This window comes from Parasphingorhabdus cellanae (assembly GCF_017498565.1).
GTDB classification, from domain to species: domain Bacteria; phylum Pseudomonadota; class Alphaproteobacteria; order Sphingomonadales; family Sphingomonadaceae; genus Parasphingorhabdus; species Parasphingorhabdus cellanae.
In genome coordinates, this window is record NZ_CP071794.1 from 1,759,806 (window position 1) to 1,782,082 (window position 22,277).

The following is a 22,277-nucleotide window of genomic DNA, read 5'->3' on the forward strand; positions in this document are numbered from 1 at the left end:
GAAATCAGGCTTTTTTCCGCTTCGGATACGGCGCGATGGGAACTTCTGCTGCGGGCAGATAGATGGTTTCCACATTGGGAACCATTTTATCGTCTGACCGCAGATCTGTGGCTTCTTGCAGAGCTTCGGCTTTTCCATAGAGGAAACCCTGCACCTGATCACAGCCTTCCACCCTTAATTCTTCCACCTGGTCTTGGCGCTCGACGCCTTCGGCCGTCGTGGTCATGCCGAGATTCTGGGCCAGGTTGATAACGGACCGAATAATCGCCCGGCAATCCTCGCGCGTATCAATCTCGCTTACAAAACAGCGGTCAATCTTGATCTTGTCGAACGGGAAACTGCGGAGATAATTTAGCGAACTATAGCCGGTTCCGAAATCATCCAGCGAAATGCGGATGCCGAGATCGCGGAGCGTATGCAGGGTCCGGATATTGGTCTCGCTGTCGTGCATCAGGATGCTCTCGGTTATCTCCAGTTCCAACCGCCCCGGATCAACACCAGAATGCGCAAGGGCATTGACGATCGTCGACACCAGGCTTGCACTGCGCATCTGGGTCGGGGACAGGTTTATCGCCACCGTCAATTTTTCATCCCAGTTCGCGGCATCGTCCAGCGCTTTGCGTATGACCCACTCACCCAGCTGGACGATCATCCCGGTTTCTTCAGCCACACCGATAAAATCATCCGGCATGACCACACCGCGAGCCGGATGCTCCCACCGCAGCAGAGCCTCATAGCCAATCTTGCTTTGCGTTTTCAGATCTACAAGCGGCTGATAATGCAGACGCATTTCATCGCGGCCAAGCGAAGTACGCAAATCAAGCTCCAGATTTCGCCGCGCCTCCGCCGCCACATCCATACCCTTTTCAAAACAGGCAACTCGGTTTCGTCCGGACCCTTTGGCTGAATAGAGCGCCAAATCGGCATATTTTAAAAGCTGATTGGCGTCCGTCATATCGGGTTCCCATGCCGCCACGCCGACGCTGACCCCTGATACAATATTATGATCGTCAATCAGGAAAGGTTTGCCAATACGCGACACAATTGCTTCGGCCACCTGTTCAGCCGAAGTCGCGCGTTCGCCGGTCAAGAGCAGCGCAAATTCATCGCCACCAATCCGGGCAAGCAGATCGCCCGGCTTGGTCAGCTTCTCCAGCCTGCGCGAAATCATCTGCAGCAACTTGTCGCCAATCGGGTGACCCAAAGTGTCGTTAATTGCTTTAAAATGGTCGAGATCGAAAAAGATCAGGGAAACCGTATCGTCAGCGCTTGCTCTGTGGATGGTGCGGTTAAGCGTATCGGTAAACAGACGCCGGTTGGGCAAATCTGTAAGGCCATCAAAATGCGCCATATAGCTGACTTTTGCTTCGGCATTTTTCTGCGCGGTAATATCTTCTATCACACCCCGGAAAGCAGCGTGGTCGTTACCTTCGGTTTCGTTGGTGATCGCGCGCGCGCTGATCGTCCACCATTGCTGTTCACCGTCGACATCAACAGAAACGGTCAGATCACGAAATGACCGCCCCTTATCGATATGGTCCGTTAGCAATGCGCGTTGATCTTTATCTTCAATCAAGGATATCAGCTTCATGCCATTCATCGCTTCACGCGGTTGATGCGCCGCCTCAGCAAAACGTTCACACACATCGATCAAGCGCCCGTCCGCATCGGCTGAAAACAACCAATTGGATGCCTGCTCTTCAAAATCATTGAGTAGCAATTTAACAGTTTCCGCTGATCGCTCGATTTCTTGCTTGGCAACAAGCTGATTGGCAAAGTTCTCGAATATATTGTTACCATTGGCATATAATACCGACCCAAACATCGTCAGCAATATGATCGCGGCATAGCTTTCAATCCCGCCAAGATAGAGCAAACCGGCGGTGAGTCCTACATACATGATGATAGTCCAGGCGCGCGATGCCTCTGGAATATGCCGATAGGAAACCACGGCCGTGCTCATCTTCCCCGCACCGATGATGGCGAGAAGCATAAGTTGATTGGAAGTCGCAACCGGCAGCAGACATGCCACCCCTGCACCCCACATATGCGCGTAGCCTGCCCCGTTAAAAACGATGTGCCGTTTCAGTTTGAGCATCTGGCGGCGGGACATATCCGTAGTTTTGGAACGCTTGGCCAAGTGAAGACGGGTGATCGAGAGATAGGCAAACATACCATACCAAAGGATATGCATGGCAAGCGGCGCCTGATCAAAGAACAGGAACGACAATATCGCTGCATTCACCAAATTAGCGAATACCGTCACGCGAACAGACTTACCATGTTCGGTAAGTTGCTCCCGCAGGATTAAATCCTGATCGGACTGTTCCTGTCCCCAGGCATTACTATTTGCAATCATCTTAGTCCCCACATCCGGCGGGGTAGCGGATAATCGTAAATATTTTACTATTATGCCTATTTTACATAGGTTTACTGGCTAGCACATATGCTAGCGCTTCTTTGCTATCTTCACCTTGTCAGCCTGGGCGCGTTTCTTGATCGATTCTTCGCTACGGGTCAGCGCTTTGGATATCGCTTTCAAAGTCATACCCTTTTTCGCAAAAGCATGGAGCTTCTGGATTTCCTCGCTGTTCCATGGCTGTTTGTGGCGTTCAAAATGCTCTTTCATTATAGCTCCATTCCTATGCCGCGCAGTGCGTCTGGCGCCTTTTTCTTGACCGGGAAGAACCCTTTTGTGGCCAAGGGCCAGATCGCGGCATCATAATCGCGGATTATCCACCGGACGTTATTTCCGTTGATTTCCTTGCCAATGGCATCTTTCAGCGCTCCTACCGGCAGCCATGGCGACAATAGCCGTTCCAGCTTTGCATTGGCCAATACATCCCTCAGTTTCTCGCCCTTGTTCCACATCACGCTATCGCAATCAAAATGCGCTGCAGCACGGGTCACAGCATCGCTAACGGCTCCGTTTGAAAATGCACTGACCTTTTCCGAAACACCCTTGGGGCTCTTGCCATCTGGTCCACTCACACCAAGGATCAGCGATGGTTTTTGCGGCAATATGAGGCTCTCGGGATGGCAATCCTCTTCATGCACCAAAAGCGCAAAGGCCGAGGCGGCAGGCGGTGCAGGTGGTATTTTGAGCGGCCGCAACTTGTAATTTTTGTCTTCTTCCAGCGGGATCGCTTCGGCGGCCAAGCCTGTCGGCGCAAAACGCCCATCGGTAAATTGCGCGATATTCTCTTTGGTCGCGAGATAGGTTTTACCCTTGGTGTGCAATCCGCCAACCCAGCGCCATGACAAGGTATTAGATGCCGCGTCGCCGTCCAACAAATGCTGGAGGAAAAAATCTGCGCCCAGTTGCCAAGGCAGCTTCAGCGTAAAAATCCAGACACTAGCAAACCACATGCGCGCATGGTTATGGAGATAACCGGTTTCGACCAGCTCTTTCGCCCAGTGATCAAACGCGTCGATACCGGTCCGCCCCTCGGTCGCCTGCTCGTAAATCTTGCGAAGACCGCCCTGCGCTTTCAGCTGTTTGAATGCGGCATCCCGGCTCGTGACATAGTCGGCCCAAACTTCCGGCCGCTGTTCCAGCCAGCCTTTAAAATAGCCACGCCAGAGCACTTCCGAGACAAATTTATCGGCACCCGTCGCACCATGGGCCTTGATCGCCGCCGCTATCAATTCCTGTTCGGTAAGCAGTTTGTGCCGGATATAAGGCGATAGCTTCGAAACATTATCACGCCATTTATCCTGTTCGATATCAGCATCCGCGCCATAGTCAAAATTGCGTTTATGCGCGTAATTATGACCCATATTGGCGGTAAAATTGGCAAGCCGCGATAAAGCGGCGGCTCTTGTTGGTTGGTGTTGTGTCATTGCCGCCCCTATCGCAGCTATGCTGACGCTTGCCAACTGTGCCGTTCGGACAGGTAGATCAAGCCTGCCAACAATCTGCCATATGATCATCGACCATGCCAATCGCCTGCATATAGGCGTAGATGATCGTGCTGCCGACGAAGCTCATCCCGCGCTTTTTCAGGTCTTTCGAGATAGCGTCGCTAATCGGGGATGTGGCCAGCATTTCGGAACCGTTCTTAGGCCGATTGACTATCGGCGTGCCGTCGACATGCGCCCATAGCCAATTGTCAAAGCTACCAAATTCCTTTTGTATATCCAGAAAGACCAAAGCGTTTTTGCGGGTGGAATAGATTTTCAGCCGGTTTCGGATAATCCCTTCATCCTCACGCAGCGCCTCCAGCTCATCATCGGTCATCGCCGCCACGCGGGCGATATCAAAACCGTGAAAAGCACGGCGATAACCATCCCGTTTCCGCAGCACGGTTTCCCAGCTAAGGCCCGCTTGCGCGCCTTCCAATATCAGGTTTTCGAACAGTGTTTGATCATCATGTTCGGGAACCGCCCATTCCTCGTCATGATAGACGCCGTAAAATTCTTTGCCTGCTTGTCCGCCGAAACAGCGATGTTTTCCGTCTGTGCCGATTACTGTCATGGTTGGAGCTTATGGCGGTGCCAAGCCTTTGGGAAGCCCCTATGGCATTGCCATTTTGCTGGCTTATTCGGCTGGTTGGATTTCCTGGTCTGGCTTCTCCGCCGGCGGCCACCAGCCGATCTTCACTTTTAACCAGTTAATCGCGCGCGGGATAGGTGCATTGCGGTCCATCCATTCGGCATATTCTTTATAAGCGGGATCATTCAGCAGGTGTTTTTCTTCCGTTTTCGCTCGCCAATAATAAACACCACTAACCGCCGCGATAATGACGGTATTACGCACCATATCGGTAAAGCTGCTTGAGGTGACGAGAAACGGCATGGTCGCCAGCCACCAATAGAGGTTTTTAGCGACATAGGCCGGATGTTTGGTAAACCGATAAGGTCCGTTGGTCAGGATACCGCGATGGGTAAGGTTGGAAAAACGCAGACCGAAAGCCACCGTCGCCCAGGCATATATCGCGGTCAGGATAACCAATATCCCACCCCATATCGCCAGCAGAATATCATGCCCTTCCAGCCAAAAGGCCCAATCCGCGGTGTTGACATGATAGTTGAGCGGACCGTCCATCAGAATAAATGGTGGGTAGCAAATCAACGCGGCAACCCAGCCCGCAAGATAAGGATTAGCCGTGCGGATATGTGCATCCAGCGGCTTCATCGTTAGCAGATAGCCCACCGTGGCGAACTGCACGTCGACCACAAACATCGCGATAATCAGCCAATGGGCGATGGCCACGGGATTACCCATGACCTGCGCTAGGTCGAGGCGCACAATATCGCCAAATCCGCCCGGTACGATCGAAATCATGAACGCAAGAAAAAAGCCTTTTACAGCCCAAGCACGCAGGTGGTGATAAATCTGTTCGCGATCATATTCACCGCCGCGCTCTTTGCTGCCTGCGCCCATCAGAAATTGCCCGAAATGCCAGGCACCGTCACGTGGTTCAACAAACCGCCGGTCCATCCACATCACATAGGGAATGGACAGGCCCAATAGGAACGGCGCAGCAGCCTCCATCATGTCCATCGAGAACTGATATTGACCGGTCCAATACCAGCGACCTACACAGTAAACGAGGGCAATAATCGCCCAGGTTCCCCAAAGGCCCGCTAGCTTGGCCACGCTGATATCAAATGTCTGTTTGAGCGGTTTCGGGTTTTTCCAATCAATGCCAGTGGATGCGCGCAAATGCACCTTGTCATATAATAATGACCAGATCACCATCGGAACTCCGCAAGCCGCGCAAGCGACCAGCGCCGAATAAGGGCCGTCCATGCCATATTGCCGCGCAATCAATATCCAGGACACCAAACCAAACAGACCTGCTACACCCACGCCAGCCGACACCGCCGACGGCGGACGCGGATCGTGGACCTCTGATTTGCGTGCAGACATAGCACAGGCCTTTAACCAGAAATGGTAATTAACCAGTGAACATCGGTTTTGGACCCGAATATTCTAGGAATTACTGACGTAATCCGCTATATTTTCTGCGTAATTGCTAGTTCGCAAATTTTTCGACCACTTTATAAATTATTGGATCACTACATAAAATGATCATGGGAACCAAAATGAGAAATCTCACCCTCGCTACTGGATTATCAATCATTCTTATCGCCTGCAGCAACGGCGACGATGCCCAGGCTACAAAAAGTGGCTCGGAGGAGGCGCAGGCTTCGTCCGATATCTCGCCGGTCGATCGCAAACCTTTTGAAAAAGCGGAAGTGGCCAGCTTTGACGAGCCTTGGGCGATGACTTTCCTGCCTGATGGCCGAATGCTGGTCACAGAAAAGAAAGGCAAGCTGCTGCTGGTAGACCAGAAAGGCGCCAAGACCGAAATCGGCAATGTGCCCGAGGTTGATTATGGTGGTCAGGGCGGTTTTGGTGACGTCATTCTCGCGCCTGATTTTGAAACTAGCGGCCTGATTTATCTGAGCTGGGTCGAAAGCGGCGATGATGATACGCGCGGCGCGGTTGTGGCTCATGCCAAGCTTGATTTGCAAGGCACCCAGCCGGATTTAAAAGAGCTGAAAACCATCTGGACCCAAAACCCGAAAGTGACCGGGCGCGGCCATTATTCCCATCGCATGATATTCTCGCCCGATGGCAAATATCTTTTCATTGGATCAGGTGAGCGTCAAAAATTCGATCCCTCGCAGGATATGACCGGAAACCTTGGCAAGATTGTCCGGCTTTTCCCCGACGGCAGTGTCCCACAAGATAACCCATTTGTAGGTCAGGACGATGCGCTTCCGGAAATCTGGTCGTTGGGCCACCGTAATATTCTCGGCATGGCTTTTGATGCCGAAGGGCGACTTTGGAACCAGGAAATGGGGCCAAAAGACGGTGATGAGCTGAATCTGGTTCAGCGCAGCGCCAATTATGGCTATCCCATCGTCTCCGAAGGCGATCACTATGATGGCAAGAAAATACCCAATCATGACACGCGCCCGGAATTTGCTGCACCAAAAATAGCCTGGGTTCCAACCATCGCGCCGTCGGGAATGATCATCTATTCCGGCGATCTCTTTCCGGCATGGAAGGGCAATGCCTTTATCGGGGGCCTCGCAAGTGAGGCGATTATTCGTGTATCCTTTGATGGCGAAACGGCAAAAGAGGCAGAGCGCTATGCTATGGACCAACGCATTCGCGAAGTTGAACAGGGACCCGAAGGCGCTCTATGGGTACTGGAAGATGGTGAAGGGGGCCGGCTGCTAAAACTGACACCAACCAGCCGTTAAGCGGTCGAAGATACCGATGCCAAGTTAAGCTTCGCAAACCATGTTGATCATTAGCTAACGGCAGATGCGATAACCCATGGTGCCGCGCTGTGCCTGATCAAAATGAAAATGGTCGGCATGCGCGGCATTATAGTCTGGCGACAGCACGCTGGAAAACAGATCACAAGATCCATCGCGAATGATGCGGAGAAACCTGCCTTTCGGTCCGTCCTCATCCCAATGCCCGCTCAAAGAAATCACCGTACCATCAGCGAGCGTAAACGCGGCGATATCAATCGCATTGCCCGTTGCATGCTCGCTCCAGGCGTCGCCGCCAGCAATTGTTCGGCAGCTATACGAACCGAGATGACGGATGCTCACCACGCGCTGCCCGAAAATTTCCCTTGCAGCAGGTTGGACCACTTGATCCTGCCAGACTGTCAGTCCTGCTACCACGGGACATGAGGGCGCCACTGTTTGCGGAGCAAAGCTTATCTGCCCGGTTCCCGGTTTCAGTAACCGGACATTGTCGTCCCGAACACATTGATCAGTACCGACAGGCGGCAAGGGTTCGTAAACAACGCCGGCGGCATCCAAAAGCATCCGGCAGCCGGCAAAATCATCTCCCAGCTTGGCCAGTTTTCTGCCGGTAAATATCCCGATAGGGTGATCCAGACGAAGCTCCGTCCAGGGTAAGTCCTGCGGCCGCTGCCGCAGATAGGACAGTGCAATCAGCACGAGAACCGCCAAAATCGAAAGATATATGAGAAATCTGATCGAACCTCTGACCCATCGCAACAGCGTCATTGGTCACCGGTCCTCGGCGCTAAATCTATCGCGAAGCAGCAGTGGTGGTGCCCGAAAGATCACTCAGGAACTGGCGCACCCGCTTGGCATTGGCGCCAAGATCATGGACACCCACCCGAGATACAGAGCGCATATCAATAATGCTGGATGCACCATTTTCCGCTGAACGGGCGCGGATCACTACATCATCCTTGAACCGGAACAGCGATATGGTTGCCGTCGCCTCCAGATTGCCTGACGCCGGATCAACGCTGACGACTTCCCAGCCACGCGCTTCTGCTAGCCGTTTCGCCTTTTCAATCACTTCTGAAACGGGCCGGTCAATTCTCACCGAGCGGATGTCAGGATAAGCGTCCTGGTGAACGGTGGCCCAGCGCTGACGCGGGTTCATTCCGCGCATTGCACTGTCATCAGCACCAGGAATATTATCCCAGTTATCCGCCCGCAATGTCAGAGCAGAAAATTGCGGTGGGTCAGCCAGATCGGTTGTGATGTCGTGGATCGCAGGCAGCGACGCAATCGTTATCGCATAGCTCGCCAGGTAACCAATGAAACCCAGAGAAACGATCGTGCCAAGACCAAGTAACGGCCAGCGGGTTTTGCGATCTTTCCGGCGATCCAATATGATCCCGATGATAGCAATGATCAAAGCGATCAGAGCCACCAGACCGGTCCATGGCAATGCGCCGAGACCCGCTTGCCAGCCCCATAAACCAATGCCAGCCCCAAAAGCCGCGCCAAAAAATACGATGACAGCAGCCAAGGCCAGAACCAATACTGTCCAGCCTTTCAGATCCTTCCGTAAAATGGCCAGTTTTCCGGCCGCTGATCCGCTGGTATCAGCACTAGACTGATCCATTTGTGATTGCTGGTCCTGTTGGTTGTTCACGCGTCTTGCTCCCTTGAATTTCTTTCTTTTAGACATGGTTACGCCATAGTGCAATCAACACTGCAAGCCCTGACCGGTTCCTTTCAATGTGCCGCTCGACAGCACCCTTCAATAGCGTTAAACGCCTGTCCTCTTGAGATGCTCCACAATATTGGATCCGTGATTTGACGACCATCATACCCCTTGCCGAAATTGATCCTGCGCTGGTCGAAGATCTGCTTGACGCCGCGTTCGGCAAGCGCCGCAGCCAGCGCACGGCCTACAAGGTCCGGGAAGGCATGGAGATGCTGGAAGGGTTGAGTGTCGCGGCTGTCAACATGGCCGCCAACGAACTGCTAGGCTCTTTGCAATGCTGGCCAGTTGCGCTCACCGATGACAAAGGAAAAATGCATCCGATGATCATGGTGGGGCCGGTCGCCGTCTATCCCGATTGCCAGGGCGACGGCATTGGACAGGCACTTATGAACGGCCTGCTTAAAGAATTGCAACAGGATGAGAGCCTTCCGCTCGTGATGATCGGTGATCCAGCTTATTATGACCGCTTCTTCAATTTCTCGCCTGAACGCACTGGCGGATGGACCCTGCCTGGTCCATGGGACCCGGAGCGATTGCTGGTGCGTGCTCCAAAAGATGCGCCATTGCCTGAAAAGGGTAAGCTGGGGCCGTGGCAGAAACCCGACCCCGCATGATGGATTGGCGGCCGCGTCATTATCTCACTTAAAGCCAGCACTTTACACGGCCCCTCACCCGCAATAGGCCATAACCATGCCTTATACACCGCCGCCCGAACTCGCCTCCCTCTCGCTTTCCGATATTGCAGAAATGGTCGAAGCCCAGACATTACCACCGGTGGACCAGTGGGCGCCGACGGAAACGGGTGACAGTGAAATGCGCATCGCCGCTGACGGCACCTGGTTTCATCAGGGATCACCGATCACCCGCCCCGCCATGGTGCGCGCTTTTTCCACGCTGCTGCGGCACGAGAAAGACAATAGCTATGCGCTGGTGACACCTTATCAAAAGCTCCATATTCAGGTGGAAGATGCGCCATTTGTTGCAGTCGAGATGGAGAGTGAAGGTGAAGGCCCATCGCGCAAGCTCGCCTTCCGCCTCAATACCGATCACTTGGTCATCGCCGATGACTGGCATAAACTGAGCTTTCCCAAGGCTGACCCAAAATCCAATGGAGATGGCCGCCCTTATCTGCACGTCCGCGGCGGTCTGGAGGCTGTATTAGCACGACCGGTTTACTATGAGCTGGCCGAACAGGCGCTGGCTGATGATCTTGATCCGTTCGGTTTATGGAGTCACGGTGCCTTTTTCCCGATCGATAAACCAGAATGACGGGCATGCCTGATCTCAGGGCACATTTAGCGCGGGCGCTTAAAAGCGGTCATGCCAATAATCTGGATCATGCGCTGTCCGACGAACGTGATTTCGTTAAAGATTTGGACAGCTTGCGAGATGCCGCCGTGCTCATCGCAATCACTGACCGACCGAAACCCGGCGTCATATTGGTCCAGCGACCTGATTATATGCGCAATCATCCGGGACAAGTCGCTTTTCCCGGCGGCAAGATTGATCCCGAGGACAAGGATGCCATTGACGCAGCCCTGCGTGAAGCGAATGAGGAAGTCAGCCTTGACCCCGCGCAGGTCGACATTATCGGGCCAACCGACCGCTATCATTCGGGCAGCGGCTATAATATCCAGCCGATATTAGCTGTTATCCCGCCCGACCTGCCGCTCATACCCTGTCCAGAGGAGGTGGACGACTGGTTTGAAGCACCGCTCGATTTCGTGCTCGATCCGAAAAACCAAGCCGCGCATGTCGGCGAATGGCGCGGCGAGCGGCGCGAATATTACCAGATTAATTGGCAAAAGCGCCGCATCTGGGGAATTACCGCCGGTATATTGGTCAATTTGTCGAAGCGACTGGATTGGACATCATGACATTACCGCCACAAAAAATGCCGCATGCCTCTTGGCATCAGCGACAGTCATTGAAAGATTTGATCACAGTTCTCGATGGCCATAAGGGCGCCACGCGCTTTGTCGGCGGCGCGGTGCGCGACACGGTATTGGGGCTGCCGGTCAAAGATATCGACGCCGCCACAATGTTGAAACCAGACGCTGTTATGGCGCGGCTGAAACAAGCAGGCATCAAGGCAGTTCCAACGGGCATTGAACATGGCACCGTAACGGCTGTCACCGACGATGGCCCGGTGGAAATCACCACGCTGCGCCGCGATGTATCGACGGACGGGAGGCGTGCGACAGTGGCGTTTAGCGATAACTGGAAAGAAGATGCCGCGCGGCGGGATTTTACCATCAACGCGCTATTTGCCGATCCAGAAACGCTGGAAATCTCTGACTATTTTGGCGGGTTGGCCGATCTCGAAAAGCGCCATATCCGCTTCATCGGGTCTGCGGAACAAAGGATCGCCGAGGATCATCTGCGGATCATGCGTTATTTCCGTTTTCTCGCGCGGTTCGGACAACATGCTATCGACCAGGCGACATTTGATGCCTGCCGCAACGCTTCGCGCGAGCTTTCCAAATTGTCGCGCGAACGGGTGGCGGACGAGTTGATGAAACTGCTCGGTGCCGCTGATCCGGTCTATGCCGTACAGGAGATGATACAGGCGGATGTCTTTGCCAATATTGTGTCTGAAATTGATGCCAATGCGGGAGAGATATTGGCTATGTTGATCTTGCGCGAAGAAGCACATAATATCCCGCCCGATCCGATAAGGCGCTTGGTTGGCCTGCTTCCCAAAGATGCAAACAAGGCGATAGAGATTGTCACCAGCCTCAGATTTTCAAAGAAAATGCGCCGGGCTGTGGCCAACCGGTTGACGGCTTCGAAACCCCATGTTCCAAATATTCCCGCGATCGCCTATCAATATGGCAAGGATGCTGCACAGGATATCGCGTTGCTCTTTGCCGCAGATGACCAACTCGGCACCGGCCTCGCCAAACTAGATGACTGGGTCAAACCGGTCTTTCCTATAACGGGCGGCGACTTGATAGCCATAGGCCTTGAACCCGGGCCGATTGTGGCAAAGAGCCTGGAGGCCGTTGAAGCCGCTTGGATTGCCGAGGGTTTTCCCGGCGAAAATCGCGTACGCACGCTTGCGCGCCAGATCATAGAAAACGCTTAGCCCCCCAATACGATCGCAAAAGGACAAATATATGGAAATCAAAAAGGACATGGTCAGTTTTATCACCGGCGGGGCGGGCGGTATTGGACTTGCCATTGCAAGTGCGCTGGCGGCGCGCGGCGCCAGGATTATGTTGGCCGATATCGATCAGGGCAAATTGGACAAAGCCGCAGCTGCGCTGACTGCAAGCGGCGCTGATGTCGGCACCGTCTTATGCGATGTCGCGGACGAGGCACAGGTCCGTGATGCCGCCAATGCAACGATTAATCGGTTCGGCAAAGTCCATATCGTGGTCAACAATGCCGGTGTTGCCCTGGGCGGCACACCCGGCCAAATCGCGATGAAAGACTGGCGCTGGATCGTGGACATCAATTTAATCGGCGTGGCACATGGTGTGGAGATATTCACGCCGCTGATCCAAAGCCACGGCGAAGGCGGTTATTTCATCAACACCGCTTCGATGGCCGGTCACGGTGCCGCACCGGGAATGGCGCCTTATAACGCGACCAAATTCGCGGTAGTTGGCTATTCTGAAGCTTTGAAGCAGGAACTGGCACCCAGTAATATCGGTGTCAGCATCCTCTGTCCGGCATGGGTCAAAACCAACATTCACCGCAGCGCTTTTGACAAACCCACGGGCGGAAGCGACGAGAGCGATCCCCGATACAAGGAAATGGCTGCTGTCATCGACGCCGGAATCGACCCCGCCGACGTCGCGGAATGGACCGCGCAATGCGTTGAAGCAGACCGGCTCTATATCTTCACCCATCCCGAATTTTCCGGAGCCATTGATTATCGCCACGCGATGATCAATGCCGACTATGATGCCTGTTCTGAATTTCCAGCGTTTCAGGAAAAGGACGCGCAATAATATGACACACCTCCAGCTTACCGCACGACCATAGAAAAAGGCTCCACGCATCAACGGGGAGCCTTTTTAATATCGAACCTTGACCCAGCAACGCTGGATCAAAGAATTTATGCCAAAGCTGGTTTGGCCGTCAGCGACTTGCGATTACGACGCAGCGCGCTGCCGACGAGACCAAAGCCAAAGATCATGAACGCCCAGGTTGCTGGCTCTGGAACCGGCGCACCAATTTCCAGTACAACATTGTCTACGATGGGACCAACATTGTCTGCGCTTAGCGAACCGAAATTGAAGGTCAATGATCCGGCTTGGCCGGCGGTGAAGAAAAGCGACCGCGTAGAAAATGGATCATTGCCTGCGATATCCGAGAAGGAGAACTGAAAGCCTTCGTCAGACAGTGTTGGCGCAAGGATGACATCGCCACCGCCGCTGCTAAAGCCAATATTAAAAATTTCGGTTGTGACGCCACCAAAAGAATATCCGGCAAAGAAATTATCGGACTGTCCAGCATTTCGCTGATTACCGCTCACATCGAGAGAAAGCCGAACGAGATCACCTGTATTGAACGCAAAAGAAGAGATACTTGTAAGGGTTCCAGGCCCAGGCGAACCATCCAAATCTATGCACGATCCGGTCACGCATGAGATTCCAAAACCACCGCTTGCAATCAAATCGGTCGAACCACTGCCGGTTGTATTAAAATTGGCATAGCCGGTGTAGTTTAGCTGCGAAGCGCCGCCGTTTTCACCATCAAAATTGTCTGAAAAGACAATACCGGCATTTGCTGGCGCAATTGTGGCTGCAGATAGTGCCAGCGCTGCGAAAAATTTCTTCATCATATTTCCCTTCGCCAGAACGACCGGCGTTAAAACGTTAAAATTGACGAAATCGAATCGAGCGCGACCCCTCACGACCATTCGTTGAACCGCAACTGGCCTAAAAAAGGGTGCAAAGTCAAATTTTTAGCAAGGATTTGTTAACCTTTTACAAGTCTGTGTCAAAATGAGACTTTGCGTTACACGTCAATCAAACTTCCCCGTCTTCGGGAAACCTGTCGGCGGCAAACGCCCAGCCGCCCCGCGGGCTACCCGCCACATGGTCAGGTCATGTTCGGTGCGGGTGCGGCCGGTATCGCCGCCCATTGCCCAGCTCAGGCCTTCTTCCAGCTTGAACACCGTGGCGTCAGATAGTCCGCCGTCTTTATAACGTTGCAGCATAACGCCCTGTCCCTTGGCCATTTCCGGCATTTCGGACAGCGCAAAGACCACCAGTTTCCGGTTCTCGCCAATCGCCGCGATATGATCTGCGCCCTCTGGCACTGGCCGTACCACCAGCAATTTCGCATCGCCTTTCAGGTTAACGACTTGCCGTCCCTTCTTAGTCTCGGCGACCACATCTTTGATATGGGTGATGAAACCGCGGCCCCAGGTGGAGGCGATGAGCAGCTTGCCGGCCATATCCGCCGCCATCATCGCAATCGGCTCGGTGCCCGGATCCATATCGACCATCGAGGCCACCGGCTCGCCAAAGCCTCGGGCTCCAGGCAATTTGTCCGCGCCCAATGTGTAAAACCGGCCATTGTCACAGCACATCAGCAACTTGTCGGTCGTCTGTGCATGGAATGCAAACTTCGGGCCGTCGCCTTCCTTAAACTTGAAGCTTTCGGGCGCGCTGAGATCCGCATGCCCCTTCATCGCCTTGATCCAGCCGCGCTGCGACATGATCACAGTGACTGGCTCTTTCTCGATAAACGCTTCTAGCGAAATTTCGCGCGCAGGCGCTGCTTCTTCCAGCATCGTGCGGCGCGCACCCAGCGCGGTATCCTCGGCATAGAGTTTGCGCATCGCGGCAAGATCTTTTTTGAGCCGTGTCTTCTGCCGCGCCGGGCTGTCGATCAGCTTTTCCAGACCCTCGCGTTCTTCGAGCAACTTGTCGCGCTCACTGCGCAGCTCCATTTCTTCAAGCTTGCGCAACGACCGCAACCGCATGTTGAGGATCGCCTCTGCCTGACGGTCGTTAAGCTTGAACTCCTCCATCAGCATTGGTTTCGGCTCGTCATTATTGCGGATAATCTCGATCACGCGGTCGAGATTAAGATAGGCGATGATATAGCCTTCCAGCAGCTCCAGCCGCGCATCAATCTTATCCATGCGGTGGCGCGAACGGCGCACCAGAACTTCGATCTGATGGACAATCCATTGTTTCAGGACTTCGGTTATGCCCATGACCTTGGGCGTGCGGTCCTTGTCGAGCACATTCATGTTGAGCGAGAAACGATTTTCCAGATCACTCATCCGGAACAAGGCGTTCATCAGGTCACCGGGGTCGACCGCGCGGCTTTTCGGTTCGAGCACGATACGCACGTCTTCATCGGATTCGTCACGGATATCTGCCAATATGGGCAGCTTTTTATCCGCAATAATCTGGGCAATCTGCTCAATCAACTTGCCCTTTTGGACCTGATAAGGAATTTCAGTGACGACAATCTGCCACGCGCCGCGCCCTTCAGCATCTTCCTTTTCCCATTTCGCCCGCACACGCATCGCGCCGCGACCGCTTTCATAAGCCGCATCAATGACCGATTTCGGATCAACCAGCGTGCCGCCAGTGGGAAGATCAGGCCCCTTTATGATCGCCATAATTTCGACATGTTCCGCCTTGGGGCTATCAATCAGCAAGGTCGCGGCATCGATAATTTCATGAACATTGTGCGACGGGATGCTGGTCGCCATGCCGACCGCGATCCCGCTTGCGCCATTGGCGAGCAAATTGGGAAACAGGCCCGGCATGATTTCCGGTTCTTCATCTTCGCCATTATAAGTGGGCTTGAAATCCACCGTGCCTTCGTCGAGGCCATGCATCAGCTCGATCGCCGTGCGGGTCAGGCGCGCCTCGGTATAGCGATAGGCCGCGGCATTATCGCCGTCGATATTACCGAAATTGCCCTGCCCGTCGACCAAAGGATAGCGCATCGCAAAACTCTGCGCGAGACGGACCATCGCGTCATAGACCGACTGGTCGCCATGGGGATGATATTTACCGATGACGTCCCCGACCACGCGCGCGCATTTCTTATAGCCTTGCGCCGGATCGAGTTTCAGCAGCCGCATCGCCCAGAGCAGGCGGCGATGCACGGGCTTCAGCCCATCGCGCAGATCGGGCAGCGACCGCGCGGTAATCGTCGACATCGCATAGATCAGGTAGCGCTCAGACAGCGCCGCATCAAAAGGCGCATCCACAATCGCGTCAAATTCATCTTCAGGTTCAGCGCCAGGCGCATCGGTAACATCACTCATGGATTGAGCGATAGCAGGGTGAATTTGCGCTGGGTAGTGGGAAAGTGGTGCCGCAAAGATGATAGGCGTGCCCCGGCGCAGGCCGGGGTCCATCTCCGAACGGGTTGCCTGATCGGAACCGTGATGGTGGGCGCGTCATCGCGCTCTGCATGTTCCATATCCGCGGCGTAGAATTCCTGGACAGAAGATGGGCCTCGGCCTGCGCCGGGGTACGGCTGCACTCCAGCAATTCATCGACAAAAATACACGTTTCGTCGTTGACTTATTCGAATCACGCCCTAAACCTGCTGCCCCAAAGTTGGAGGAGTGATGCCATGCGCAAGACTATATTCACAACATTGACGGCCGCAGCGATGCTCGGCCTCGCGGCGTGCAGCGGGGTCGATGAAGCGGCAGTGCAATATGATATGGCCGAGGCGGACATCACGCAATCCGCCGCTGATGGCGCGATGCAGGCGGAACCTGCTGCTGCCATGTCGCCACCGCAAGAAGGCGCCGAGAACAGCACCGAAATTCCGGTCAGCAAGCCCCAGATCGCCTATAAATATGACTATGGTTTCCGCTTGCCCTCCGCCGAAATTCCCACAGCGCAGCAGGCCCATATCGCCCTGTGCAACCAGATGCCCGACAATGGCTGCCGCGTGCTCAACATGTCCAATAGCGGCGGCGAAGGGGAATATGGCACCGGCAACCTCCATCTCGAAGTCGCGGCGCCCAAGGCCCCTGCTTTTGGCGAGCGGCTGGCCGAAGCAGTCGATCAAAGCGGCGGCAGCCAGATTTCCGCGACCATTGCCGGCGAAGACCTGTCCAAGAAAATCGTCGATACCGAAGCCCGCCTGCGCAGCCGGGTGCTGTTGTCCCAGCGGCTGACCGAATTGCTGCGCACACGCAAGGGCACGGTTGCGGAGCTGGTCGAGGCCGAACGCGCCGTGACCGATGTCAATGAAGAGATTGACCAGGCGCGCAGCTGGCTAAAGGAAATGCGCGGGCGCGTGGCCTATAGCACGGTCATCATCAACTATTATTCCAGCGCGCCGGGCTCCGGCAGCTTCTCCGGACCCATTCGCGAGTCATTTAACGACATATCATCGATGCTCGGCTATTCCATCGGGGCGCTGATCACGCTGATTGCGGTCACATTGCCGTGGATATTGCTGCTTGCGCTCGCCATCTATCTGCGCCGCCGGTTCAAGGGCGCAGATCGCACCTTTTGGGGCCATAAAATCAAACAAGATTCCCCAGCAGAGGACTGATTGCACCGCTGACCGCTTTGGCTTATAGAAAGCCCGAGCTTGCCCCGATCGGTCCGGATCTGTTGATTCGCACGATCGGGGCTTGGTTTTTGAACCTTCTTCCTGTGAGTAGGAACCCGTTATGTCCCGTCGTCGCCAAATTTACGAAGGCAAGGCCAAGATCCTCTATGAAGGACCCGAGCCCGGCACGATCATCCAATATTTCAAGGATGATGCGACCGCTTTCAATGCCGAGAAAAAGGGCACGATCAGCGGCAAGGGCGTGATCAACAACCGGGTGAGCGAGCATATTTTTACCCTGCTCGGCCATATCGGCATACCCAGCCATTTCATCCGCCGCCTCAACATGCGCGAACAATTGGTCAAACAGGTCGAGATTGTCCCGATTGAAGTCATCGTCCGCAACGTCGCCGCGGGATCCTTAAGCAAACGTCTGGGCATTGAGGAAGGCACGCCGCTGCCGCACACCTTGCTCGAATATTGCTACAAGGATGATGCGCTGGGCGATCCCCTGGTGGCGGAAGAACATATTGCCTGTTTCGGCTGGGCCACGCAGGAGGAAATGCAGGATATTTCCGCGATGGCGATCCGCATTAACGATTTCATGGCCGGAATGTTTGCCGGAATCGGCATAAAATTGGTCGATTTCAAGCTGGAATTTGGCCGACTTTTTGACGGCGATTTTTCTCGCATCATATTGGCCGACGAAATCAGCCCGGATGGCTGCCGGCTGTGGGATATCGAGACCAATGAGAAGCTCGACAAGGACCGGTTCCGCCGCGACTTGGGCGGAGAAGCCGAAGCATATCAAGAAGTTGCCCGGCGCATGGGGTTATTCCCCGAAGGCGGCCTCAGCGAAGTACTCGATCTTGATAGTGAACGGAAAAAGCGCGGAAAGTAACCATAGTTTTTCGGGCTATTGTTAAATGATGATGCGCATTGTCCGCTCAAGGGGCGGGCAAAACAGCCATAAATTAACCCGATGGTTTACGCGAATTTAACCATTAGACTGATAGCACCGCCCTCATGTGGAACTCATGTGAGGAATTTTTCCGATGCGCCTTTTGATCTTGTTAGCCAGTACAACAATGCTTGCCGCATGCGGCGGCGCCGGCCCCCAGTCAGCGGGCAGCGGCGCTCCCCCAACCGGATCAGGTGGCGGCGGTGTCGGAGATGGCAGCGGGGAAACCCATACATTTGTCAATCCGACCGAACAGAGGACCTACAAAGCAGTTGGAAGTACACACAGCTATCAATATCAGGTAATCGAAGCTGGCAGACCCGGCGCTAGCCAAGGCGCACAGCTCTATCGAGGCGATGCGAAAACCGTTCGGAACTCTAATCTTTCCGTCGATTATAACCCGCGTGACGCTATTTTTAATGTCAGCTTCTCAAATGGCTTGGCCGGCACATCTGCTACCAGTCGGTTTCAAGATCCCTTGCATCGTACCGATTTTGGCGGGGCGCTAGAACCGCAATTCGGCACACCCGATCTGGAATCCGCGGCTTTCGGATTTGAGGGAATCAACTATCTTGAAGCAGGCAGCAGCAATAATCTTACACGCCGACCCGGCGGAGAATTTATTTTTGATCTCATCGACACTGGGGCACCCGGTAGCCGTGATGTGACCACGTTCTTCTACCAGACCCCTGGCACGGAGACCCAACATGTTACATTTGCTGGTTATCTCCGCAACACGGCCGGCGTCGTTCAATCCGAAATAGACAATGCAGATGGCAGCACCAGCACCATATTAACCCAAACCAATACATTCGAACGTGGTGCTTTTGCTTACGGCGAGCTGACGGCAACTGATGCCATTCCAACAACCGGTACAGGCTCTTTCGAAGGCGCAATGCTAGCCTCGATGGTATTTAACAACCTGCCGGATGCAATCGGCAACACCGACACCTATTTCCAATGGATCGCAGGCCGGGCAACGACCGCCATCGATTTCGGCGCCAACACATTTTCGCTGTCGCTTGATGGCAATGTTAGCGCCCCGTTGTTCGACGGCACCAGCCGGGCGCACAGCGTTTTCGAAAATGCGCAGTTCCGCGCCAACGGTGCTGGCCAGATCGATCTGGTCGCAGCGGGCGGTTTTTTAGGTCAGTTTAATGAAGCATGGGTTGTCAATCCGGGCGGAGGACGTCTGGACATAAACATCGCCGGATCGAGCATTGATGGCGCCTTCTATGGCCCCAATGGTGAAGAGATTGGCGGCGGGTATCGTATTGTCGGCGGCACGCCAGATGAGCGGATTGATATTCTCGGGACCTTTGTTGGCCGGAACGGAAACTAAGGACCAAACATGTCCCTACAGGTTGCCACAAAACGAGCGCTTCTGATGGGAGGCGGTCTCGCCGCTTCTCTATGCGCTGTGCCAGCGGTCGCTGAGGACGCGATCAGCGATGATGGTGGTGCAGCAATCGCAGCAAATAATATCGTTCCGGCATCGACGCCGAAATGCGATGCAACCGGAACCTGTCGATTTCAGGTTACCCCTGCGCAGCTGCTGGCCAAAGCACAAGCGCTGGTTCAAGCCAAAGAATATGACCGCGCACTGCCGTTGGTTGAAGTTCTTGGACAAGTGCCAGGTTTGCGGATGCAACAGCAATTTCTGGCCGGCTATATTGCGGTCGAAACCGGCGATCTGAAAAAGGCGATCAAAACGTTCCGTTCCATTCTTGACGAGAATCCCGGACAGACCAGAGTTCGGTTGGAACTCGCACGCTCCTATTTAATGAGCGGAAAAGAGGCGAGCGCGGATTATCATTTTCGCCTGGCGCAAAATGATGACAATTTGCCGGATGAAATAGCCCGAACCATCCGCAATACCCGCAGCATTTTAAGAGATCAGCGCGTTTGGCGCTTCAGTTTCGATTTTGGCTTTGCGCCCGATACCAATATTAACGGTGCGACCAATGCCGAGACCATCGATGTATATCCTGAAGTCATCAGCCCAATCTTCGGTCCCGGAAAGCGAGATTTGACGCTGGATGAGGACGCTAGGCAAACCTCTGGTATCGGCCAGACCGCAGGATTTTCCGGCGGTGTGCGTTTGAAAGCGAGCGACAGACTTGCCTTTCTGTTTGATGCAGAAACCAGAGTTATCAACTATAAAGGCAAGGCATCGGACGATATTATTGGTCAAATCGCGGCCGGCCCAGAATTTCGCATCGCGCGTTATGCCAGCATTTCGTTGCAGGCTGTCGGCCAGCAGCGTTGGTATGGCGGGCGATTGGTCACTCGGGAATATGGAGGTCGCATGGGCTTTCAAGCAGCTCTCAGTCAGGGGCAGCGTCTTGGTATTCAATTGGATGGTCGCCGAACCGAATCGAAGTTGAGTGATAGCTTTAGCGGCTGGCAAATCGGCGGCAATGCGACATATGAGCATCTGATTGGCAAATCGCTAATCGCAACCGCCGGCGTTTTTGCCCAACGCAGTCTTCTCAAATCGGACGAATATTCCAATCTAAATTATGGCGTGAACTTGGGAATTGGCGGCGAGCTACCCTTCGGTTTGAATGCCGGTGTATCGGGGAGTATCAGTCGGTCCACCTTTGACGAGGTTGAGGATTTCTATTCAAGGGAAAAACGCAAAGACTGGCGGAGTTTCGGTCGTGCCTATATTGGCAGCCGCAAAATCAAGTTTCTCGGTTTCTCGCCGTCCGTCGATTATAATTATTCGCGCGTCGACAGCAATTATGACCTGTACCAGATGAACCGGCACCGGGTGAATTTCAAACTTGCGAAGTTTTTCTGACGGTAGCTGATTTGCGATGGCTATTCTTGGCATCGCCCGACAACCAACTCTTGCTCCTTGCGGCGACCACGCTATAGGAAATAGCGCATCACGTCGGCCATCGGAAAAGCGAGATTCATGAAGATAAGAATATTTGTGACATTGAAGAACGGTGTCCTCGACCCTCAGGGCAAAGCCATTCATCACGCGCTCGAAAGTCTGGATTTCAAAGGTGTGAAAGATGTTCGCGCGGGTAAGCTTATCGAGCTGGATGTTGCAGATGATACAAGCGACAGCGACCTTAAAAAAATGTGCGAAAAGCTGCTCGCCAATACCGTGATAGAAAATTTTGAAATCGAGAAACTGACCGATCAAGCGACAGAAGAAGCCTGACCGATGAAATCCGCTGTACTTGTTTTCCCTGGTTCCAACTGCGATCGCGATATGGCCGTCGCGCTGGAAACCGTCACCGGGAAGAAGCCGCATATGGTGTGGCACGGTGATAGCGCGCTGCCTGACGGGCTCGATATTATCGCGATTCCGGGCGGATTCTCTTATGGAGATTATTTGCGGTCAGGTGCGATGGCTTCTCGCGCCAATATTATTGATGCTGTGGTGCAGGCAGCTCGCAAAGGGATCAAGGTTCTGGGTATATGCAATGGCTTCCAGATATTGACGGAAATCGGCCTGTTGCCGGGCGCTTTAATGCGTAACGAGAATATTGAATTTATCTGCAAGGATGCGGTGCTGACCGTTGATGGGGCCGGTTCGGCATTTACATCTGGCTATAAGGCAGGTGAGACAATTTCGATTCCTGTGGCCCATCACGATGGTAATTATTTTGCAGATGATGAAAGCTTGGACCGTTTGGAAACTAATGGTCAAGTCGCGTTTCGCTATGCCGAAAATATCAATGGCTCTGCACGCAATATTGCGGGTGTTTTCAATGCTGAAGGCAATGTCCTGGGCATGATGCCGCATCCCGAACGGGCTATTGATAGCAAACATGGCAGGACTGACGGCTTGCGATTGTTCCAAAGTCTTTTAGGCTAATC

General features: G+C 53.9%; 21 protein-coding genes. 12 read left to right on the plus strand and 9 right to left on the minus strand.

The window, feature by feature from the left end; genetic code table 11:
• Nucleotides 1-4: 4 nt before the first annotated feature.
• The 5 genes from J4G78_RS08420 to J4G78_RS08440 all read right to left on the minus strand — a co-directional run bounded on the left by J4G78_RS08420 (nt 5) and on the right by J4G78_RS08440 (nt 5,875).
• A complete protein-coding gene (locus J4G78_RS08420) occupies nt 5-2,359 on the minus strand; it encodes a putative bifunctional diguanylate cyclase/phosphodiesterase (protein ID WP_207990066.1) in 2,355 nt (784 codons plus the stop codon).
• A gap of 90 nt (nt 2,360-2,449) precedes the next feature.
• Nucleotides 2,450-2,629: a hypothetical protein gene (locus tag J4G78_RS08425; protein ID WP_207990068.1), complete on the minus strand. Its 180-nt coding sequence runs from the start codon at nt 2,627-2,629 to the stop codon at nt 2,450-2,452.
• Entirely contained in the window at nt 2,629-3,843 is a 1,215-nt protein-coding gene (locus J4G78_RS08430; RefSeq protein ID WP_207990070.1) for an FAD-binding domain-containing protein, read from the minus strand. The genes J4G78_RS08425 and J4G78_RS08430 overlap by 1 nt, the downstream gene beginning before the upstream one ends.
• Before the next feature lie 58 nt (nt 3,844-3,901).
• The gene (locus tag J4G78_RS08435; RefSeq protein WP_207990072.1) at nt 3,902-4,477 is read right to left on the minus strand and encodes a DNA-3-methyladenine glycosylase I; all 576 of its coding nucleotides are present in this window, start codon (nt 4,475-4,477) and stop codon (nt 3,902-3,904) included.
• Between the two features lie 63 nt (nt 4,478-4,540).
• On the minus strand, nt 4,541-5,875 hold the full coding sequence (locus tag J4G78_RS08440; RefSeq protein WP_207990074.1) for a methyltransferase family protein: 1,335 nt from the start codon (nt 5,873-5,875) through the stop codon (nt 4,541-4,543).
• A 176-nt stretch (nt 5,876-6,051) separates the two neighbouring features.
• Between J4G78_RS08440 and J4G78_RS08445 the strand changes: the two genes are divergently transcribed.
• Nucleotides 6,052-7,221 carry a PQQ-dependent sugar dehydrogenase gene (locus tag J4G78_RS08445; protein ID WP_207990076.1) on the plus strand — a complete coding sequence of 390 codons (1,170 nt, stop codon included), beginning with the start codon at nt 6,052-6,054 and terminating at the stop codon, nt 7,219-7,221.
• Between the two features lie 54 nt (nt 7,222-7,275).
• On the opposite strand, the gene J4G78_RS08450 is transcribed toward J4G78_RS08445, so the two are convergent.
• Both J4G78_RS08450 and J4G78_RS08455 read right to left on the minus strand, forming a co-directional pair.
• On the minus strand, nt 7,276-7,998 hold the full coding sequence (locus J4G78_RS08450) for an extensin-like domain-containing protein (protein ID WP_375140363.1): 723 nt from the start codon (nt 7,996-7,998) through the stop codon (nt 7,276-7,278).
• A 34-nt stretch (nt 7,999-8,032) separates the two neighbouring features.
• Entirely contained in the window at nt 8,033-8,896 is an 864-nt protein-coding gene (locus J4G78_RS08455; RefSeq protein WP_207990080.1) for a DUF1499 domain-containing protein, read from the minus strand.
• Nucleotides 8,897-9,060: 164 nt separating this feature from the next.
• On the opposite strand from J4G78_RS08455, the gene J4G78_RS08460 reads away from it, so the two are divergent.
• From J4G78_RS08460 to J4G78_RS08480, 5 genes are all read left to right on the plus strand, one after another.
• Nucleotides 9,061-9,585 (plus strand): GNAT family N-acetyltransferase, encoded by a 525-nt coding sequence (locus J4G78_RS08460; protein ID WP_207990082.1) that lies wholly within the window; start codon nt 9,061-9,063, stop codon nt 9,583-9,585.
• A 76-nt stretch (nt 9,586-9,661) separates the two neighbouring features.
• Nucleotides 9,662-10,240: a DUF1285 domain-containing protein gene (locus tag J4G78_RS08465; protein ID WP_207990084.1), complete on the plus strand. Its 579-nt coding sequence runs from the start codon at nt 9,662-9,664 to the stop codon at nt 10,238-10,240.
• 5 nt (nt 10,241-10,245) lie between these two features.
• A complete protein-coding gene (locus J4G78_RS08470; protein ID WP_207990086.1) occupies nt 10,246-10,848 on the plus strand; it encodes a CoA pyrophosphatase in 603 nt (200 codons plus the stop codon).
• Entirely contained in the window at nt 10,845-12,059 is a 1,215-nt protein-coding gene (locus J4G78_RS08475; protein ID WP_207990088.1) for a CCA tRNA nucleotidyltransferase, read from the plus strand. Before J4G78_RS08470 ends, J4G78_RS08475 begins: the two co-directional genes overlap by 4 nt.
• Before the next feature lie 31 nt (nt 12,060-12,090).
• Nucleotides 12,091-12,930 (plus strand): SDR family NAD(P)-dependent oxidoreductase, encoded by an 840-nt coding sequence (locus J4G78_RS08480; protein ID WP_207990090.1) that lies wholly within the window; start codon nt 12,091-12,093, stop codon nt 12,928-12,930.
• A gap of 107 nt (nt 12,931-13,037) precedes the next feature.
• Here J4G78_RS08480 and J4G78_RS08485 read toward each other — a convergent pair whose 3' ends face one another.
• Nucleotides 13,038-13,763: a PEPxxWA-CTERM sorting domain-containing protein gene (locus J4G78_RS08485; RefSeq protein WP_207990092.1), complete on the minus strand. Its 726-nt coding sequence runs from the start codon at nt 13,761-13,763 to the stop codon at nt 13,038-13,040.
• Nucleotides 13,764-13,949: 186 nt separating this feature from the next.
• Nucleotides 13,950-16,223 (minus strand): DNA topoisomerase IV subunit A, encoded by a 2,274-nt coding sequence (gene parC / locus J4G78_RS08490; protein ID WP_207990094.1) that lies wholly within the window; start codon nt 16,221-16,223, stop codon nt 13,950-13,952.
• A gap of 314 nt (nt 16,224-16,537) precedes the next feature.
• Between parC and J4G78_RS08495 the strand changes: the two genes are divergently transcribed.
• The 6 genes from J4G78_RS08495 to purQ all read left to right on the plus strand — a co-directional run bounded on the left by J4G78_RS08495 (nt 16,538) and on the right by purQ (nt 22,275).
• Nucleotides 16,538-17,476, plus strand: coding sequence for a DUF4349 domain-containing protein (locus J4G78_RS08495; RefSeq protein WP_207990096.1), 939 nt, complete (start codon nt 16,538-16,540; stop codon nt 17,474-17,476).
• 121 nt (nt 17,477-17,597) lie between these two features.
• Nucleotides 17,598-18,377, plus strand: coding sequence for a phosphoribosylaminoimidazolesuccinocarboxamide synthase (gene purC, locus J4G78_RS08500; RefSeq protein WP_207990097.1), 780 nt, complete (start codon nt 17,598-17,600; stop codon nt 18,375-18,377).
• Between the two features lie 154 nt (nt 18,378-18,531).
• Nucleotides 18,532-19,779, plus strand: coding sequence for a HupA family protein (locus J4G78_RS08505; protein ID WP_207990099.1), 1,248 nt, complete (start codon nt 18,532-18,534; stop codon nt 19,777-19,779).
• 9 nt (nt 19,780-19,788) lie between these two features.
• The gene (locus J4G78_RS08510) at nt 19,789-21,243 is read left to right on the plus strand and encodes a surface lipoprotein assembly modifier (RefSeq protein WP_207990101.1); all 1,455 of its coding nucleotides are present in this window, start codon (nt 19,789-19,791) and stop codon (nt 21,241-21,243) included.
• A gap of 117 nt (nt 21,244-21,360) precedes the next feature.
• Nucleotides 21,361-21,615 (plus strand): phosphoribosylformylglycinamidine synthase subunit PurS, encoded by a 255-nt coding sequence (gene purS / locus J4G78_RS08515; RefSeq protein ID WP_207990102.1) that lies wholly within the window; start codon nt 21,361-21,363, stop codon nt 21,613-21,615.
• A 3-nt stretch (nt 21,616-21,618) separates the two neighbouring features.
• Nucleotides 21,619-22,275, plus strand: a complete 657-nt coding sequence (gene purQ / locus J4G78_RS08520; protein WP_207990104.1) for a phosphoribosylformylglycinamidine synthase subunit PurQ — start codon at nt 21,619-21,621, stop codon at nt 22,273-22,275.
• The last annotated feature ends 2 nt before the right edge of the window (nt 22,276-22,277 follow it).